This window comes from Streptomyces sp. NBC_00273, assembly GCF_036178145.1.
Taxonomy (GTDB): domain Bacteria; phylum Actinomycetota; class Actinomycetes; order Streptomycetales; family Streptomycetaceae; genus Streptomyces.
This window is the reverse complement of the sequence record NZ_CP108067.1, coordinates 714,473-731,131: the sequence shown is the minus strand read 5'-3', so window position 1 is coordinate 731,131 and position 16,659 is coordinate 714,473. Positions and strand designations below refer to the sequence as shown.

Annotated in this window: 16 protein-coding genes and 1 pseudogene; 11 read left to right on the top strand and 6 right to left on the bottom strand. The window is 69.0% G+C overall.

What is annotated here, in order from left to right; translation table 11 throughout:
* Positions 1-116: 116 nt before the first annotated feature.
* A complete protein-coding gene (locus OG386_RS02810) occupies positions 117-1,394 on the bottom strand; it encodes a cytochrome P450 family protein (RefSeq protein ID WP_328793143.1) in 1,278 nt (425 codons plus the stop codon).
* A gap of 10 nt (positions 1,395-1,404) precedes the next feature.
* Positions 1,405-1,629, bottom strand: a complete 225-nt coding sequence (locus OG386_RS02805; RefSeq protein ID WP_328786577.1) for a hypothetical protein — start codon at positions 1,627-1,629, stop codon at positions 1,405-1,407.
* A 945-nt stretch (positions 1,630-2,574) separates the two neighbouring features.
* Between OG386_RS02805 and OG386_RS02800 the strand changes: the two genes are divergently transcribed.
* The 4 genes from OG386_RS02800 (at position 2,575) to istB (ending at position 7,512) form a co-directional block, all read left to right on the top strand.
* Positions 2,575-3,786 carry a cytochrome P450 family protein gene (locus OG386_RS02800; protein ID WP_328786576.1) on the top strand — a complete coding sequence of 404 codons (1,212 nt, stop codon included), beginning with the start codon at positions 2,575-2,577 and terminating at the stop codon, positions 3,784-3,786.
* Positions 3,787-4,332: 546 nt separating this feature from the next.
* A complete protein-coding gene (locus tag OG386_RS02795) occupies positions 4,333-4,869 on the top strand; it encodes a hypothetical protein (protein WP_328786575.1) in 537 nt (178 codons plus the stop codon).
* 568 nt (positions 4,870-5,437) lie between these two features.
* Positions 5,438-6,697, top strand: a complete 1,260-nt coding sequence (istA, locus tag OG386_RS02790; RefSeq protein ID WP_328786574.1) for an IS21 family transposase — start codon at positions 5,438-5,440, stop codon at positions 6,695-6,697.
* Positions 6,694-7,512, top strand: a complete 819-nt coding sequence (gene istB, locus OG386_RS02785; protein WP_328786572.1) for an IS21-like element helper ATPase IstB — start codon at positions 6,694-6,696, stop codon at positions 7,510-7,512. Before istA ends, istB begins: the two co-directional genes overlap by 4 nt.
* A 24-nt stretch (positions 7,513-7,536) precedes the next feature.
* Here istB and OG386_RS02780 read toward each other — a convergent pair whose 3' ends face one another.
* Positions 7,537-7,983 (bottom strand): hypothetical protein, encoded by a 447-nt coding sequence (locus tag OG386_RS02780; RefSeq protein WP_328786571.1) that lies wholly within the window; start codon positions 7,981-7,983, stop codon positions 7,537-7,539.
* A 369-nt stretch (positions 7,984-8,352) separates the two neighbouring features.
* Here OG386_RS02780 and OG386_RS02775 point away from each other — a divergent pair, with 369 nt between their 5' ends.
* The 3 genes from OG386_RS02775 (at position 8,353) to OG386_RS02765 (ending at position 9,447) form a co-directional block, all read left to right on the top strand.
* Positions 8,353-8,553, top strand: coding sequence for a hypothetical protein (locus OG386_RS02775; protein WP_328786570.1), 201 nt, complete (start codon positions 8,353-8,355; stop codon positions 8,551-8,553).
* Between the two features lie 231 nt (positions 8,554-8,784).
* Complete coding sequence (locus tag OG386_RS02770; RefSeq protein ID WP_328786569.1) at positions 8,785-9,024, top strand: hypothetical protein; 240 nt, start codon at positions 8,785-8,787, stop codon at positions 9,022-9,024.
* A 237-nt stretch (positions 9,025-9,261) separates the two neighbouring features.
* Positions 9,262-9,447, top strand: a complete 186-nt coding sequence (locus tag OG386_RS02765) for a hypothetical protein (RefSeq protein ID WP_328786568.1) — start codon at positions 9,262-9,264, stop codon at positions 9,445-9,447.
* A gap of 13 nt (positions 9,448-9,460) precedes the next feature.
* Here OG386_RS02765 and OG386_RS02760 read toward each other — a convergent pair whose 3' ends face one another.
* A complete protein-coding gene (locus tag OG386_RS02760) occupies positions 9,461-10,537 on the bottom strand; it encodes a protein kinase family protein (RefSeq protein ID WP_328786567.1) in 1,077 nt (358 codons plus the stop codon).
* A 157-nt stretch (positions 10,538-10,694) separates the two neighbouring features.
* Positions 10,695-11,618: an aminoglycoside phosphotransferase family protein gene (locus OG386_RS02755; protein ID WP_328786566.1), complete on the bottom strand. Its 924-nt coding sequence runs from the start codon at positions 11,616-11,618 to the stop codon at positions 10,695-10,697.
* A 924-nt stretch (positions 11,619-12,542) separates the two neighbouring features.
* Here OG386_RS02755 and OG386_RS46840 point away from each other — a divergent pair.
* Positions 12,543-12,768, top strand: a pseudogene (locus tag OG386_RS46840) (hypothetical protein); the annotation flags it as partial.
* Between the two features lie 102 nt (positions 12,769-12,870).
* Here OG386_RS46840 and OG386_RS02750 read toward each other — a convergent pair.
* Positions 12,871-13,659, bottom strand: coding sequence for an alpha/beta fold hydrolase (locus tag OG386_RS02750; RefSeq protein ID WP_328786565.1), 789 nt, complete (start codon positions 13,657-13,659; stop codon positions 12,871-12,873).
* A 157-nt stretch (positions 13,660-13,816) separates the two neighbouring features.
* Here OG386_RS02750 and OG386_RS02745 point away from each other — a divergent pair, with 157 nt between their 5' ends.
* The 3 genes from OG386_RS02745 (at position 13,817) to OG386_RS02735 (ending at position 16,642) form a co-directional block, all read left to right on the top strand.
* Complete coding sequence (locus OG386_RS02745) at positions 13,817-14,713, top strand: LysR family transcriptional regulator (protein ID WP_328786564.1); 897 nt, start codon at positions 13,817-13,819, stop codon at positions 14,711-14,713.
* Positions 14,714-15,520: 807 nt separating this feature from the next.
* On the top strand, positions 15,521-15,817 hold the full coding sequence (locus OG386_RS02740) for a hypothetical protein (protein ID WP_328786563.1): 297 nt from the start codon (positions 15,521-15,523) through the stop codon (positions 15,815-15,817).
* A 540-nt stretch (positions 15,818-16,357) separates the two neighbouring features.
* The gene (locus OG386_RS02735) at positions 16,358-16,642 is read left to right on the top strand and encodes a hypothetical protein (RefSeq protein WP_328786562.1); all 285 of its coding nucleotides are present in this window, start codon (positions 16,358-16,360) and stop codon (positions 16,640-16,642) included.
* Positions 16,643-16,659: the final 17 nt, after the last annotated feature.

The window sequence follows — 16,659 nt, the reverse complement described above, 5'->3', positions numbered from 1 at the left end:
GCCCCGCCCGTCGGGCGACCGGTTGGTGCCAGACGTCTGCGTCTCGAGAAGGGTGGCACGGCTCCAGATGGATCCGGAGGGTGCCGGCTCGGGGGTGATCGCGGTGCTGTTGGCCATCAGGATTCCTGATCGGCAGGTGTCGTCCGGGCCGTGGCCGGCCGGAGTCGGACGGGTAGGACCTGGTGGCCGTTGCTGATCAGTGAGCCCAGCGGCCGGAGCTGATCGGCGGGGACCGCGAGTTCGAGGTGCGGGAAGCGGCCGAAGAGCAGCCGCAGGCTCACGGCGACCTCCAGGCGGGCGAGCGGCGCACCGAGGCAGAAGTGGACACCGTGCCCGAACGCCAGGTGGTCCTTGCTGACGCGGTTGATGTCGAAGGTGTCGGCGGTCTCGCCGTGCCAGTCCGGATGGCGGTTGGCGGCGCCGTACGAGGCGAGGATCGCCTCTCCCCGGGCGATGGTCTGTCCGTCGGGCAACGCGATGTCGGTGACGGCGAAGCGCATCGGGAGGTGCTTGACGGCGGGCTCCAGGCGCAGGGTCTCCTCGACGACGTCGTTCCAGTCGGCGTGGCCGGCGCGGATGCGGCCGAGTTGCTCGGGGTGGGTCAGCAGCAGGCTGATGGCCTGGTCGATGACGTTGGCGGTGGTCTCGTATCCGGCGCTGATCATCAACAGGAGGGTGTCGCGGAGTTCCGCGTCGGACAGGCCGCGCCCGTCCCCGCCCCCCTCCCCGTCGTCATCGCGGGCGGCGATGAGGAGCGAGGTCATGTCGTCGCCGGGCTCGGCGCGCTTGGCGGCGATGAGCCCGTCCAGGGCGTCGTAGAGGCGGGCGGTGTTGGCGGCCTGTTCGTCCGAGTTCAACGTGGTGTCGAAGACGCCGTCGACGAGGGTGCGGAAGACGGTGCGCTGGTCTGCGGGCACGCCCATGAGGTGGCCGATGACGGCGATCGGGAGCGGGTAGGCGAGGTGTTCGCGCAGCTCGGCGGTCTTCCCTGCGGGCAGGGCGTCGAGGCCGTCGAGGATGGCCGTGACGACGGTCTCGACGACGCCGGTGAGGCCGGCGATGCGGCGTGCGGAGAAGGCCGGGGCGATCATCCGGCGCAGCCGCCGGTGGTCGGAGCCGTACGCGGTGAACATGTTGCTCACGCCGACCCACAGGGCAAGCGGCCATGTCTGTATGACCTCGCCGAACGCCGGCCAGTGGGCACGGGCGTCCTTGGACACGTCGGGGCTGGTCAGCAGGTTCTTCAGCAGGGCCGGGTCAGTGACGGACCAGGCGGACACGCCGAGGACGTCGACGCGGACAGCGGATCCGTGGCCGCGCAGTTGCTCGTGCTCGCCGTGGTGGTCGGCGCCGGTGGGGTCGAGGACGATCGGAGCGGTGGACTGCGGTGCCATCATGACTCCTTCAGGCTGCGATGGGGGCGGGGAAGAGGACCGGAAGGTGGGCCAGGGCGCGGTGGAACGGGCCCGGGCGCCACGCTAGGGCATCGGGCGGGCAGGCGAGGCCCATCTCGGACAGTGCATCGAGCAGGTGGGTGACGGTCGTCTCGGCGATGCGAGAGGCGTGCGAGCGTACGGGGCCGGGGTGCGGGGCCGGGGTGCGGGGCAGGCGTGCGGGCCGGTGCTCCACGACAGGTGGGCCCGGTTTCCGGAGCCGCCCGTCCCGCCGAGCGCGGGGTCGTTGCTGCACGCGGTCATGGAGATGACGATCGGTTGACGGGCGGGCAGCACGACCCCGTCGATGTCGACGGGCCGGGGCGGATAGGGGACTCAGGAGTTGGCCAGCGGCTCGATGCCCGTGCCGTACAGCGTGACGCGCTGGCGTGCCATCTCGGCATCGTGAGCAGAGCGGTACGGCGCCCGCGCCTCCGGCCAAGCCGTCGATGTGCCCGCACGGTTGCCGTCCGCGGAGCGGCGGCGGACCGAGCCGGTCCTGGCCGCCCTCCGGAGGCGATGAGTGCTCGCCGAGCCTGAGCGATGGTCTCGGCCGCCCAAGCGGCAGTTCCGGGAGAGGATGCAGCTGGCCGGGCGCGGTGCCGCCGCGTGAGCCGCTGGGCTGTAGCGCTGCTGACCGGGGCGCAGCGGAGCCCAACCTCCATGGCATGTCGCCTCGAGACCGGTACGCCCAAACATGGCCATTGCCAGGAGACTGAGTGGCATGGTCCCGGCGGCCCGCATCTGGAGCCCGCCACCGCCACCGCCACCGCGAGCGAGGAGCCGGAGACGGCGTGGCGTCGGCAGGCGCGGGCACGTCTGGCCGAGGTCCGGTCGGGCTGCGGGCCGGTCTTGTGCGGATGGACGCGGGCCGGCCTCCCGGCGACGGTGCACCGGTGGCCGCCACATGAATCGAAGGGGCCTCGCAGCACCGGTCGTACACGGCGAACTGCTCGCGCGGGCATCGCAGGGCGGGTCAGACCCCGCACAGCTGGGGTCCGCACCGGGATCGGTACGAAGCGGTGGTGGACCGTGCATGCCGAACGGTGCTCAGACGGCGGGCCGCGGACACGGCCGGGCCGGATCGCCCTTCCTGCGACGGGCCCGATGTCCGGCCGTGGCGACGAATTAGGGTGTGCTCATGGATCTTCAAGGCGAGCTCGTCACCCACCCCTACACCGCGTACCAGCGCTTACGCGACACTGCGCCAGTTCAGCGCATCGTCGGGCCCAGCGGCGAGCCCGCATGGCTCGTCACGCGGTACGACGACGTCCGCTCAGCCCTCGCGGATCCACGGCTGTCCCTGGACAAGACCAATGCAGCGGAGGGCGCGTACCGCGGCCTGTCGCTACCGCCGGCCCTGGACGCCAACCTCTTGAACATGGATCCCCCCGACCACACCCGCCTGCGCAAGCTCGTAGGCCGCGCGTTCACGCCTCGCCGCGTGGAAGAGCTCCGGACCCCGATCCGACGCACCGCGGACGACTTGCTTGACGCCCTCGGCACGCACGGTAGGACCGACCTGATCGCGGCATACGCGGCGCCCCTGCCGATCACCGTCATCTGCGACCTCCTCGGAGTCCCGGACGGTCATCGCACGGACTTCCGCGGCTGGACCAACGAGCTGATCGCGCCGGACCCCAGCCGCCCCCAGGCGGCCAAGCAGGCGATCGGCGCCATGCTCGCCTTCTTCACCGAGCTCATCGCGCACAAGCGCCAGCACCCCGCCAACGACCTGCTCTCCGACCTGATCACGGTCCGCGACACCGACGGCGACCGCCTCAGCGAAGACGAACTGACCTCGCTCGCCTTCCTGATCCTCGGCGCCGGCTACGAGAACACCGTCCAGCTCATCGGCAACGCCGTCCATGCCCTCCTGACCCATCCCGAGCTCCTGGCACGCCTTCGCCTGGACCCGTCGAAGCTCCCTGATGCAGTCGAGGAACTGGCACGGTACGAAGGCCCCGCGCTGCTGGCGATCCGCCGCTTCCCCATTCAGGACGTGACCATCGGCGAAGTAACCATTCCTGCAGGAGAAACCGTCCTGTTGTCGCTGTCCGCGGCCAACCGCGATCCCGCCCGCTTCCCCCACCCCGAGCAGCTCGACGTCGACCGTGACACCTCCGGACACCTTGCACTGGGCCACGGCATCCACTACTGCCTGGGCGCCCCACTGGCCCGCGCCGAGACCGAGATCGCACTCGCCGCACTCCTCGAGCGCTTCAGCAGCCTGGCCCTGACCGAGACCGAACCCCAGTGGCGAACCTCTCTGCGGGCCCGCGGCCTTGTGGCGCTTCCCGTGGAGTACAAGGCGGCCGTACACGCCGTACGCGCCGCACGTCCGCTCCCGTGAGAACGGCACGGTGAGGCAGCGGGGCCTCGGGCGTACGGAGCGAGGCACCTGACCGTCGGGCCGACGGGACGTGTGTGGGGGCGGCCCTGTAGGGCCGCCCCCACCGGGTTCTCCGAGCCGGGCTGTTGTGATCGTGCTCTTCAGGAGGAGGCGCCGATGTAGTCGATGCCGGTGAACTCGACTTCGAGGGCCGTCCTCGCGATGGGCGGGCGGTTTCGGTCAGAGCATCTATCGAACTGGTTGCCGACTCCGTGAAGCGAGTGCGTAAATTTTTACGGAATGCCGATGTCGCCCTGAATGAAGGTGACTTGCGTACCGAGTGCGCCAGCGGCGTAGACGCGAACACTCCGAAGGACTGGATCACGAATCGCTTCGACAGATGCGCCCTCCGTTCCGCCTACCTGAAGCGGAAGGGTGAAAGGCAACGGATCAGAGATGAGCTCTGGTTCGGCGTCTGGATTCCGGGATTCTCCTGCGATGCATCCCGCCGAGTCGAAACGATGCGTTCCATGTCAGGATCACCCCTTGAATGGCAGGCACTGAATCATGACGCTACTCACCCAAAGCACGACCCTCGCCCGTCCGTCCTATCGCCTGGTCGAGGTCTACGACTCGGACGCCTGCCTCACCGACGAGACGGCCATCGCCGCCGCGCAACGCAACGTCGTCGGCGGCAACGGCTACCACCTCTACATGCGCAGCCTGCAGTCCGACCTGAAGGTGGAAGTCATAGTTCGGGTGTGGGACGGACCGCAGCCTCCACCTGCCGAGGTAGAGGGTTCTATGGCCGTCAGCCTCGAGTCGGAGACCGGGCTCCTGGTGATCGGTCAGTTCACGTTCGGGCCTGCGGCGGAGATGTCGCTTCCGAGGCCGGGTGTCTATGAGGGAAACGTTTCATGGGCCGGCCGGGTCGCCGCCGCCGAATACTACGAGCACACGCTCCGCCAGATCGAAGGTGACTGGAGCGCTGCACGGATCCGGCAGTTGTGGGACGACAATCCGCAACCTGAGCAGTACACCCTCGACCTCTGGTACGTCCGCGAACCCGAACCGGTAGACGACGAGGACGACGAGGACGACTGAGCTGCGTCCTTGGGACGCCGGCTGAGTATCCGTCGGGAATCCGGACGAGTTGTGGCAGCCCTGAAGGCGCTGCACCTGCTGTCGCCGGTGCGGGACCCACCCGCCCGCGGGGCACCGATCGCAGGGACGGTCCCACCGTTCTGGCCGGGTGAGCCGCCCGCGACGTCGAGCGACTGTGGCCGTGCGGTGCTGCTTCGGCGCGGGCGGCCTGACGGGAGTCCCGCATGTGAAACCGTCCGATGCGGTCGGCAGCGGTGTCGGCCGCGTCCAACCCCAGCGCCCTGTGCGACAAGAAGCCGGGCGGAATCAGACATGCCGCGCAGAGGGCGAGGGGGTGAGCAGGCGGACAGGAGTGATCCCCTGCCGGTATGCGAGTTTCCGTTCGGATCAAGGTGGCTGCGGCAGTCACGTTCTCCTTGGCGACACTCGCGGCGTTCGTGGCCTGCGGTGCGGCGCAAGCCTCCGTTCCGGCACCCTCCACCAGGGCCCTCCCGGCCGTCTGTCGCCGCTTCTTGAAAACTGACCCCCAGGCGGTCTCCGAATATTGACCCCTCCTGAGTCTTGGAGGGTGCTGAAAGTGGAGGACTGGGCAGAGATACGTCGGCTGCATCGAGCGGAGGGCGTGCCCATCAAGGAGATCTCGCGGCGGCTGGGGGTGGCCCGGAACACGGTGAGGGCCGCGTTGAACTCGGACCGGCCGCCGAAGTACGAGCGGGCGCCACGCGGGTCGGTGGCGGATGCCTTCGAGCCGCAGATCCGGTTTCTGCTGAACGAGTGGCCCACGATGCCGGCGCCGGTGGTCGCCGAGCGGATCGGCTGGCCGCATTCGCTGTCGCCGCTGAAGCGGAAGCTGGCGCAGATCCGGCCCGAGTACGTGGGCATCGACCCGGTCGACCGGGTCACCTACGAGCCAGGCGAGATCGCCCAGTGCGACCTGTGGTTCCCGGAACCGAAGGTGCCGGTCGCACCAGGGCAGGAGCGGGTGCTGCAGGTGCTGGTGATGACGCTCGGCTTCTCCCGGTTCATGACCGCGGTGATGATTCCCTCACGGCAGGGCGGCGACATCCTGTCGGGAATGTGGGACCTGATCAGCGGCATCGGCCGGGTCACCAAGACGCTGGTCTGGGACCGCGAGGCAGCAATCGGCGGAACCGGGCGGGTGACCGCGCCAACGGCGGCGTTCGCCGGGACCCTGGCCACCAGGATCAAGCTCGCACCGCCCCGCGACCCCGAATACAAGGGCATGGTCGAGCGGAACAACCAGTACCTGGAGACATCGTTCCTGCCGGGTCGGACGTTCGCCTCCCCGGCGGACTTCAACCTGCAGTTGGCCGAGTGGCTGGACCGGGCCAACGCCCGCACCGTCCGCTCGATCCAGGGCCGGCCGGTCGACCTGCTGGAGACCGACTACCTGTCGATGATCCCGCTGCCGCCCCTCAACCCGCCGATGGGACTCAACCAGCGGGTCCGGCTCGGCCGGGACTACTACGTCCGCGTCGACACCGTCGACTACTCGGTGGACCCGCAGGCCATCGGCAGGTTCGTCGACATCACTGCCTCCCTGCAGGAGGTGAAGGTGTTCTGCGACGGCCAGGTCGTCGCTCAGCACCAGCGGTCCTGGGCGAAGCAGATCGTGGTCACCGACCCCGTCCATGCCGCGACCGCCCAGCGGATGCGCCAGGCTTTGGCTCTGGACCGGCAGAAGCGCCAGGCCTCGACCAGGCACCACGCCGACGGACATGCCGTCGCGCTGCGGGCCTTGCCCGACTACGACGCCCTGTTCGGCGTCGACTTCGACCCTGCGAGCACGAGAGCGAGCAACGAATGACCACTGCCACCAAGGCGAAGGCCGGTACTGGCACGGCGGCGAAGGACGGGCTTCCGTCCATGCTCGCCTACCTGACCCGGGTCCTGAAGACCCCGACGATCGGAGCGTTCTGGGAGGAGCTCGCCGAGCAGGCACGGGACGAGAACTGGTCCCACGAGGAGTACCTGGCAGCTCTGCTGCAGCGGCAGGTCGCCGACCGGGAGTCCAAGGGCACCGTGATGCGGATCCGCACCGCCCACTTCCCGCAGGTCAAGACGCTGGAGGACTTCAACCTCGACCACCTGCCGTCGCTGCGGCGCGACGTCCTCGCGCACCTGGCGACCGGCACGTTCGTCGCGAAGGCGGAGAACGTGATCCTGCTCGGCCCGCCCGGGATCGGCAAGACCCACCTGGCGATCGGGCTCGGGGTGAAGGCCGCCCATGCCGGCTATTCGGTGCTGTTCGACACCGCCAGCAACTGGATCGCCCGGCTCCAGGCGGCTCACCAGGCCGGGCGTCTAGACGCCGAGTTGAAGAAGATCCGCCGCTACAAGTTGATCATTATTGACGAGGTGGGCTACATCCCCTTCGACCAGGATGCCGCGAACCTGTTCTTCCAGCTCATCGCGTCCCGCTACGAACAGGGCTCGGTGATGGTCACCTCGAACCTGCCTTTCGGGCGGTGGGGAGAGACCTTCTCCGACGACGTGGTGGCCGCCGCGATGATCGACCGTCTGGTCCACCACGCCGAGGTCCTCACGCTCACCGGTGACTCCTACCGCACCCGCCAGCGGCGCGAACTTCTTGCGAAGGAGAACCGCGCCGGCCGCGACTGAGCCGCCGCGGACAGCCGGTCCGGTTCAGAGCGACCACCAGCAATACAGGTGCATGTCGGATGACCGGGCACGCTGGGCGAGCCCCGCCAGGGCCTCAAGGACATCGAGCGCGTTGGAGGTGTCGACCTTGCTCTGCTGCAGTTCGGCGGTCATCGACCACGGCTCGGCGACGCGTTCCAGATCGGCTCGTGTCGCCTCGGCGAGGGCCTCGGCCAGGGTGTCTGACACGCTGATGATGAGGCGGCCTTCGTCCTCCGGAGAGGACAGCAGCTGCCCGGCCCGCGGGCGTCGGCTGGCTTCCTCGTAGGTGCCGTCCGTGAGGATGGCTTCGAGCTGGGCGATGGCGACGACCGGATCGATGTTCTTGAGGAAGACCACGTCGAGCGCGGCCTCGGCCGGTCCTCCGGCCTGCTCGGCCACCGCCAACGCTGCTTGGTCGTCAGCAGCAGAGAAGTAATCGCACAACGTCATGGCGACGAGTCTCGCATCCATGGCCGACAGCCCGGCTCGTCCAGAGCAAGGTCAGCAGACCCGAGTCGCCGACCACAATGGGGTCAATTTTCGGAGATCCACACGGGGTCAATTTTCAGAGACCGTTGACACCGTCCCGGTGGAACACTCCAAGTCCAGGACGGGCGAGGCGACCGAGTTCCGGACCCCGTCCCGATCTGGACTGCGGCACACTGCCTCCACACAGGCAAAACGGGCAACGGCTACCACAAGAACGCGGTCCTGGTGCCCAGCTTCGACGGCGCGAACACCCCGTACGGCATCTAGGAGAAGGCGGCTTCCTACGTCCCCACGGCATGGATCAAGGACACCGACTTCCGCTACTCCGACATGCCGGCGATCACCCTGAAGCCGGCCGCCAACGGCGCCAGGATCCAGGACGTCGTGGGCGACTACGGCTACGAGTTCCGGAGCAACTCCCCGGAGAACGATTCCGTCTTCTCTCTTGGCTACCCGGCCAACCGCTACAACCGGCCCGACTCGGACTTCGCGGACGACATGATGCGGCTACTGCACCGGTGCCACCGTTGATGCGTGAGCTGTGACATGGGTGGCGGGGCTTCGGGCGGCCCAATGATCAAAACTTCACCGGAAGCGCGCAGATAGTCGGCGTGAACAGCCACCGGTACACCGACAGCAGCGGAAGATGGCTGGACAACCGGCTGTTCTGTGGCGGTCTACAAGGCCGTACGCTGACCGGGCCGTGTCGGGGGTGCTGTGCCGGCGGCCCCCACGCATCCCCGCCTGAACCCGGAGACGTTGATGGCCCTCACGAAACCCGCACGAGCGCTGGCGGCGGCTGTCGGGCTGGCCGTGGCCGGCATCGTCTCGCTGACCGGCACCGCCGGGTCACCGCCGCCGGTCGTCGAACACCAGCAGGCCCCAGCCGGCGCCCCCGGATTCATGTCGCCCGAGGAGCTGGCGGACGCCTTCCGAAACGGGGAACGCGGCCGGCCCGGTGGACCGCTGCGGATCGGACCGGACGGAACGGTCCTTCCCTGACGAAGGCAGCAGTTCAGCGCCGCCACTCCTAGACACCCCCTGAGGACTCCCAGGACCTCGCACGGCCACTGACGGCGAGGTACCGACGACTCGATCGCGGAACTCCTGGAAGGCCTGCCAGCCCGACATCTGCCCCGGACTGATCAGGCTTCCTTCGCCGCAGTCGAGTGCCTTGCACCGCGGGGCTTCGGCAAGCCGGAGGACGGGCGTCAGCGCGTCGTCGCCGGAGCCGCGGATGTGGAGCGTGATCGAGTCCACTGGGTCTTCCGAGTCGATGTCGAGTGCGATGGACCACACGGGGCCGAGAAGATCACGCGGTTCGGCGGGTACTGCACTCACGAGCTCGACCTGTCGCCGGAGGCGTACGAGCCGCACTTCGATGTCGGCTTCACCAAGCTCGGCCCGGAGAACGAGGAGAGGTAGGCAGCCGCGTTCCTCAACGGTGTGGAGCCTCAGCGGCTGCGACGCGGTTGAGGGCCACGGACGGAAAGCGAGTCTGCTTGCTCTCCGTCAGCAACTGGCGGTGGAAGTCGCCGAGGACGACGGCGGTCCGGGCATGCCGTTCGATGATCGCCGCGACGTCCGGCGGAACACCGTCGGGCTTTCGGCCCGCAATCCACTCCTGCAGGAACACGTCTGTCCCCTTTTCGCCCCGAAGGCGGTCGACGAGGTGGTGGTGCAGCAGATGGCTCGCGGTGTAGTGGAGGTCGTACGCAAGATGGTCCGACAGGAACTGCGCCTCGGCCGCTGAGAGCTCGAAGCCTGAGCTCATGGCCAGTCCGAAGTCCGCGAAGTAGACCAGCCGGCCGTCGGTCAGGACGTTGTTGAAATGGGCGTCGAAGTGCACGAGTCCGCGAGAGCTCATGAACGCCGCTCCCCGCGCCAAGGCGTCCTCCACCCACAAGTAGGGGGAACCGGCGCCGGCCGGCGCCGTGCTCTCCCGGTGCTCGTACAACCACGACCCGAGTGTCTGGGGCACATGCTCAAGGAAGAGCACCAGGCTGCGGGAGGACCGGCCGATGGCCTCCAGTCGCTCGCGTACGGCCTGAGAGCCTTCCCAATGGGCGACTGCTCCGTCGATACCCCCGAACTCGTCCATGAAGCCCTCGGGAGGGGAATCGGGCAGGACACGCCAGTGGTACATCAGGGGAAAGCTCTCGTGCTCCCTCCCCAGGACCCAGTTGGTGGTCATGGCGTGCACGGCCAGTTCCCGCCAAGCGCCGAACCCGGCCGAGCCCACTCCGTACTGGTAGAACAGGGGCAGCCCGAAGAGGTTCGCCGTGGACCGGACGTTCTCTGGCCGGGCCTCTACGTCCGTCAGCGGCACCTTCTTGACGAAGACCCGTGTCCCGTCGATGTCCAGTTCGGCGGACCTGCCGCCGATGCCGGCCCCGAGCACGGAAGCGGACGCCACGACATCGCCGAGCCGCCTGTCGCTCAGCAGGGAGAGACCGGTGGCCACGGTCCCGTAGGCAACGAGACGCGCCGCGTGGGCGGAGTCGGGTTGGCGCATCGACGGCTCCTCGGTGCCCAGAACGAGGGCGTCAGCGATCACAGGAACGTGATCGACTCTATCCGCCGAGGTCAACGCGGCTCTCCTTATGGATCGTTCAGGGGATCTGGAGAGGTCTGGTGAGGCTGGGCATGTGCCGCGTTCGTCGGCGAAGTGTTCAGTGGCGGGGTAGCGCCTCGGCCACGATGGTCTGGGAGACGCCGATGGTGGTCCGTCCGTCCTCGATGTCCCACAGTGTGTTCTGCAGTAGCCGGGCCAGGGTCCAGCCGGCCGCGCGCAGCCGGTCCAGCCCGAGTGCCTCGGTCAACAGGTCGAAGCGGCGTCGCAGCACCCGGGGGGCGTTACCCGCGGCGTGGAGCTTCTTCCAACCGGTGTCCAGCGCCGGCCACAGGTCGAAGCCCGGGTCGCCGACGAGGGGTTCGGGGTCGATGGCCAGCCACGGCTCGCGCTCGGCGGCGAGTACGTTGCCGAAGTGCAGGTCCCAGTGCAGCATCCGGTCGCCGGGCTCGCCGACCAGCTCGGTGACGGCCGAGGCCCAGTTGCGCAGCCGACGCCGGTCGACGGGGTCCGTCAGTGCGGCGGCAGCTGCCGGCACGGCCGCCAGCATGTCGCTCGCGACGTCGCCGAGGCAGCGCAGGCCCTCGGGCGCAGGGACGGAGTGCAACCGGCCCATGATTGCGCCCAAGGTGGCCATGGCCAGGTCGTCGTCCTCGACGGAAGCCAAGGTACGTGAGGGGTCCAGGCGCTCCAGCAGCATCGCGCCGCTCTCCGGGTCGTGGTCGAGTAGCCGTACGATGCCGTCGCCGTTCCACGCCCGCAGCCCGATCAGTGCGGCCGTCGTCTCCTCGCGGGGCATCTGGAGTTTGAGCGCGGCGGGCGTGCCGTCGGTGCGGCGCACCGGCACCACCAGCGAGGCCTCGCCGGAAGCGATGCCGCCGTCGCGCTCCAGCCCCCATCGGTCGAGCAGCTCCACCACCAGTACGGGCAGCCGAGCGATCCAGGCCCGTTCCTCTTCAATGCCGTTCCTCGTGTACGACGCGAGCAGGGCGTCAGGAACCTTGATGCCCTCTGGTAAACCCATCGGGTGTCCTTTCGGGGAGTGAGTTGGCCGTCGCGACCAAAGGTAGGCCGCGATCCTGGCCGCCCCCACCATTTCCCCCCAGCATTGCCCCCCGCTGGCGCCGGCCGGGAACGGAGACGATCCTGATCATTTAGGGGAGGACTGTCAGGGGTTTGCCCATGGGCCGGGGATGCTGTTCGGCTCGGCTGTGGGCCGCCGCGCGGTCTGGGGCTTCGGGAGGACGCCGCGGAGAAAGGGCTGCGCACCGGCGATCACCACCATCACCACCCCCGACGCGATGGCGACGGCAGCGGGTGACCACCAGGCTGTGACGGAGCCGAGATTGTGGATGTCGGTGAGGCGACCCGGGCGCATGCGGTGGACGGGAAAGCACGGCAGCGTCCGCCAGCGGTCCGAGTGGCGTGGCGAAGGAGAGCACCTGCAGGGCGTCGTAGACCGACGGCCCTGTCCCACGAGAACCAGTGGGCCGCCCCGCGTGAGGCGAGTACCTGGACGGCCGCCGGGACAACCATCACGCCGTACATCCGCAGCCCCTTCTCCAGCCCCGTTCTCCCGCGCAGCAGGGGGAAGAAGTAGCCGTACAGGAAGCCGAAGCCGACCCATGTGAGCACGATGGGTACCGCAGCTCCCAAGATGGCGAGCACCGGGTACCTGTGGTCGAGTCCAGTGCTGACGACCGCACTGGCAAGTGAAAGGGCGTCCACGGTGCTCCGACGAGAGCGGCGTACAGGGTGGTGCGCCGTGCACGTTCCCCCGGTGAGTCGCTGGTGAACGTCCCCAGCACGAGCTGCCGCACCGTGAGGCATGGCGGCCCCATCTGCGGCAGCCCCGAGCGACGGTACGGTGAGCAGCGACGGCCCGCCGGCGGCCCGCCGGCCACCTCCATGACTGCCACCGTTCCGCTCAACATCGGTCCGGACCGTTGCAGCGCAGCGGGTCGACGCCCAGCAGCAGGAAGCCAGCGACGACACCCTGCGCCAGCTCGCCGCCGAGGCCCTCAACGAGGTCTACTTCCAGGACGGCGGTCGGCCGCCGCGCCGGCTCCCTCGAGGAAGTGAGGACTGCAGTTGGCCAGCACGTGCAACTCTTCCGGATGGATGACTTCTGGTCGAGCAGCCTGACCCCTCAATCCCAACCATCGGCGGCGTAGCGAGTATGTCGCCGAGGGCGCCGCCGGTGGCGCCGTGGTGCCGCATCCGGTCGCAGTCACGTGTCCTGACCGGGACGGTCTCGATGGGCTCGTCGGGGCGGGTCATGCGGTGGCGCGGCCGGCCTGGGCCATCCGGGCGAGCGCGGCGCGCAGCGCGGTGTTGAACCGGTCGGGAAGCTCCTGGTGTGGCATGTGAGCGGCGGCGGCGATCACGCTCACCTCGGCTCCGGGGGTGAGGGCGGCGCAGGTCCGGGCCACCTCAAGGGGGATCGCGGTGTCCAGCTCGCCGTGGATGTAGTGGATCGGCACCTGCAGCCCCGGCAGTGTCGGGCGGGGGTCGTAGCCGCTGGCGGTGGCCTGGTGCTCGTCGACGTAGACGCCGGAGTCCAGGATCTGGCGGACCGTCCAGTCGATGAGCGCGGGCGCGGTGCCCGGCGCGTACCACCCCGGCACCCAGCCGGCGACCGTACCGGCCCGGTCGCGGCGCAGAGCGGCCACGAGCTCTGCCTGAGCCTTCGCCGACGGCCAGTACCCCGGCGCACCCACCGGGACCACGCCTGCAATCAACTCGGGTCGCTGACAAGCCAGTTCAGTGGCGAAGGATCCGCCGATCGACGAGCCAATGACCACCGGCCGGTCCAGCCGCAGCGCGCCGATCAGCGCCACCAGGTCGCTGACCACCCCGGCGGTGGTGTTGCCCCGGACAGGGCGAGCCGACCGCCCGCAGCCCCGCCAGTCGACCGTGACGACCCGGTGGTCCCGGGTGAAATGGGGCAGCTGGGCGCCCCAGGTCCGGCCGCTGGTGCCCCAGCCGTGCAGGAACAGCAGCGCCGGACCGGCCCCCTCGTCCTCGTAGTGGAGCGTGGTGTCGTTGATGTCCAAGCCGGGCATGTTTCTCCTCTGCCTCGTGGGTCCTTGCGGGCCGAGCGGTTCGTGATGCCCCCCAGCGAACCGCGATCACCGTCGCCGGCCAATGAGCGATCCGCGCCTACACTGATCGCGAACAGTGATCAATGCTGGTCACGGTGGACAGAGAGACCGGAGGCCCATGGAGCTGCGTCAGCTGCACTACTTCCTCACCGTGGCGGAAGAACTGCACTTCGGACGTGCCGCCGAGAGGTTGCACATCGTGCAGTCCGCGGTCAGCCAGCAGCTCCGCCGGCTTGAACGCGAGCTGGGTACCGAGCTGTTCGCCCGCTCCACCCGCGTTGTCCGACTCACCGAGGCCGGCAACCGGCTCCTCCCGTACGCAAGGGAGATGCTCGCCCTCCAGGTACGCGCCCGGGAAGCCATCGACGAACTGCGCGCCGAGCAGGCTGCGACGGTGCGCCTCGGCACCAGCTCCGGGCTGGGTGCCTGGCTGGACGCCGTCCTCACCGCGTTCACCCGACGTACTGCACAGGACCAGTTGGAACTCGTCACCGGCAGTACCGAGGAACGTCTGGCGCAAGTGCGGGCCGGTGACCTGGATGCGGCCCTGCTGCACGGTGAACGGACCTACCCTGGGCTGGAGTTCCTGCCGCTGTGGCGGGACGCGCTGATGGCGGCGCTACCCGCGGGCCACGAGCTTGCCGCGCGCGAGACCGTAGCACTGGCCAGGCTCGCGGAACTACCGCTACGGCTCTGCCCCCGCTCTCGTAACCCAGCACTTCACGACCTGGTGATGCGCTCCTGCCGGGCCGCCGGCTACACACCCCTCCTGGGTCCGGACTTCACCAACGACCAGGACACCCTCGCCGCCATCGGCTACGGCAAACCGTCCTGGACGGTCTTCTACGCCGCGCATGCCGATCAGCTCCACGTTTCCGGCGTGGTGTTCCGCCCCCTGAGCGACCCGGCGCCTGTCATGCAGACCTACCTTGCGGTGCGGAGCGGTCCGCCCCGGACCGCGCTGCGTGCCCTCATCGAAGCGTGCTACGAGGCAGACGAGGGAGCCCGGGCGTAGGGCCTGGCTCGCCGCTTGCCCAGGATGTTCAGCGTCGGCCATTGACGTGAACGTGGCGCCGCTGATCCGCCCGACGACGGACGGGGCCGTCGACCTCAGCCTGGGCTCGCTCGGTTTCCCGCGGTCACGCAGGGGAGGGCGTATCTGATGCTGTGCGTGGGGCCGGCACCACGGCGTTCGGCTGCGCAGTTGCGAGCGCCTGGCCGACGAACTCCCGCACGAGCATCGAGGCTTCCACCACCGTGACGGCCTTGTCCACCTTGCTTCCTGCCACCGGCAGGACAGCTCGAAGCGGTGCGCGTCGTGGCTGAGTTCGATGTCCTCGATCCACGGCGCGCGCCTGCACCGGCGGGAACGGATGACGTGGCGCTCGGTGGCCTCCAGATGCACCGGGGCGAGCGCGGCGTGGTAGTGGTAGCGGGCCCCGTAGGTACCGTCCGTCCGGTTCCTGGTGTACGGCCCGTATCCGGGTGGCGAGCCGGGCGTCGGCGGCCTGGGGGCCTGGCGGGCAGCCGCGGCCCGCAGTCGTCACGTACCAGTAGTAGAAGCTGGAGCGGGCAATGCCCGAGCGACGTCGTTCAACGGTTGCGTCCGGATTGATGGCGGTTCAAGCACCAGATCGGCCGGGGGTGCGCAGATCGTGCCCGAATGGATGCCGGCGCGACGCATACCCCCACGGCATCAGGTCGATAGGATCACGAGCACCCGTGCGATACGCCATACGGGCACCCTCTGCTCGGGCGCACCATCTCGCGCCCGCCCACTTTGAATCGACCGCGCACGTTTGGCGCATCGGAAGGACCAGCCATGTCAAAGTCGCCGCAGGCCGACCCCCTTACGCCGCTCACCAAGAACAAGAAGAAGCTCTTTGACGGACTCGCCCCGTGGCAGGTGGTCCTCTCCTTGCTCCCGCTGGGGCTGCTCTTCATAGGCGGTGCGATCGGCGGCGGGCTGGGCGCTCTGGGCATGGTCGCCAACGTGAAGATTGCCAAAACGCAGCTGCCGACTGCCGGCAAGGTGGCAGCCATGCTAGGGGTCGGTCTCGCAGCGGCCGTCGTCTTCCTGGTTGTCGCAGGATTGCTGTCCAACGCCTTGAACGGCTGATTCAACCGTCGAGCCGCGACAGCACGGCTAAACACGTCCGCCTCCTCGACATCCGCCAGGAACGCGACTTCCCCTTGAGCCGCTGGCTTATCGACGTGCCGGCCCTGACGTTGTCTGCGGACGAGGTGCACCGGCTTCTGGCCGCGGAAGAGTCGCGCCCACACACACGAGTGCAGCGGTGCCGAATACCTGACGGGCGGAGGGGCGGCGTCATCCCCTCGCCTTCATCCCTGCGCTTGCCGCGGGCGCGGTGTTGGCCGGTGCGAAATCCCTCGCCGCGGTCACGGGTGGGCCGCTGACTTATCACCCGCCGTACTCGCCGCTCTCGGCTGCCCGGGTCGCGAACCATCCGGGCCCACCCTCCAGTCGAGGCCACCGTGCGCCGGCTCCTGCAGCGCATGGACGGCGACGCCTGGAGACGGCGATCGGCACCTGGCTCGCTGCCCCGCGCCCACGGTCACCCGCGCCCACGGTCACCCGCGCCCCGGCCACCCGCGGCCGTGGCAGGACCGAGCCGGGCAACCCCGTCACTCTCTGGCCGTGGACGGCAAGACCGTGCGCGGCGCCCGTCGTGCTGACGGCACCCAGGTCCACCTGCTCGCCGCGATGACCGGCACCGGACGGGTCACCGCCCAGCACGAGGTGGGCGGCAAGACCAACGGGATCGCCGTCTTCCGGCCGATGCTCGCCCCACTCGACCTGACCGACGTCGTGGTCACCTTGACGCCCTGCACTCACAAACTGACCATGCCCGCTTCCTGGTGGAGGAGAAGCAAGCCCACGGCCGCGACGAGATCCACCACGTCAACGACACCACCCTTGTAGGAAAGGGCCGACTACGG

Coding starts and splice junctions, on each gene's coding strand:
- OG386_RS02750 (WP_328786565.1), bottom strand. CDS start 13,659: ATGCCCGGCTTGGACATCAACGACACCACGCTCCACTACGAGGACGAG.
- OG386_RS02745 (WP_328786564.1), top strand. CDS start 13,817: ATGGAGCTGCGTCAGCTGCACTACTTCCTCACCGTGGCGGAAGAACTG.
- OG386_RS02770 (WP_328786569.1), top strand. CDS start 8,785: ATGGCCCTCACGAAACCCGCACGAGCGCTGGCGGCGGCTGTCGGGCTG.
- OG386_RS02780 (WP_328786571.1), bottom strand. CDS start 7,983: ATGACGTTGTGCGATTACTTCTCTGCTGCTGACGACCAAGCAGCGTTG.
- OG386_RS02755 (WP_328786566.1), bottom strand. CDS start 11,618: ATGGGTTTACCAGAGGGCATCAAGGTTCCTGACGCCCTGCTCGCGTCG.
- OG386_RS02800 (WP_328786576.1), top strand. CDS start 2,575: ATGGATCTTCAAGGCGAGCTCGTCACCCACCCCTACACCGCGTACCAG.
- OG386_RS02775 (WP_328786570.1), top strand. CDS start 8,353: ATGCCGGCGATCACCCTGAAGCCGGCCGCCAACGGCGCCAGGATCCAG.
- OG386_RS02795 (WP_328786575.1), top strand. CDS start 4,333: ATGACGCTACTCACCCAAAGCACGACCCTCGCCCGTCCGTCCTATCGC.
- OG386_RS02810 (WP_328793143.1), bottom strand. CDS start 1,394: ATGGCACCGCAGTCCACCGCTCCGATCGTCCTCGACCCCACCGGCGCC.
- OG386_RS02760 (WP_328786567.1), bottom strand. CDS start 10,537: ATGCGCCAACCCGACTCCGCCCACGCGGCGCGTCTCGTTGCCTACGGG.
- istB (WP_328786572.1), top strand. CDS start 6,694: ATGACCACTGCCACCAAGGCGAAGGCCGGTACTGGCACGGCGGCGAAG.
- OG386_RS02740 (WP_328786563.1), top strand. CDS start 15,521: ATGTCAAAGTCGCCGCAGGCCGACCCCCTTACGCCGCTCACCAAGAAC.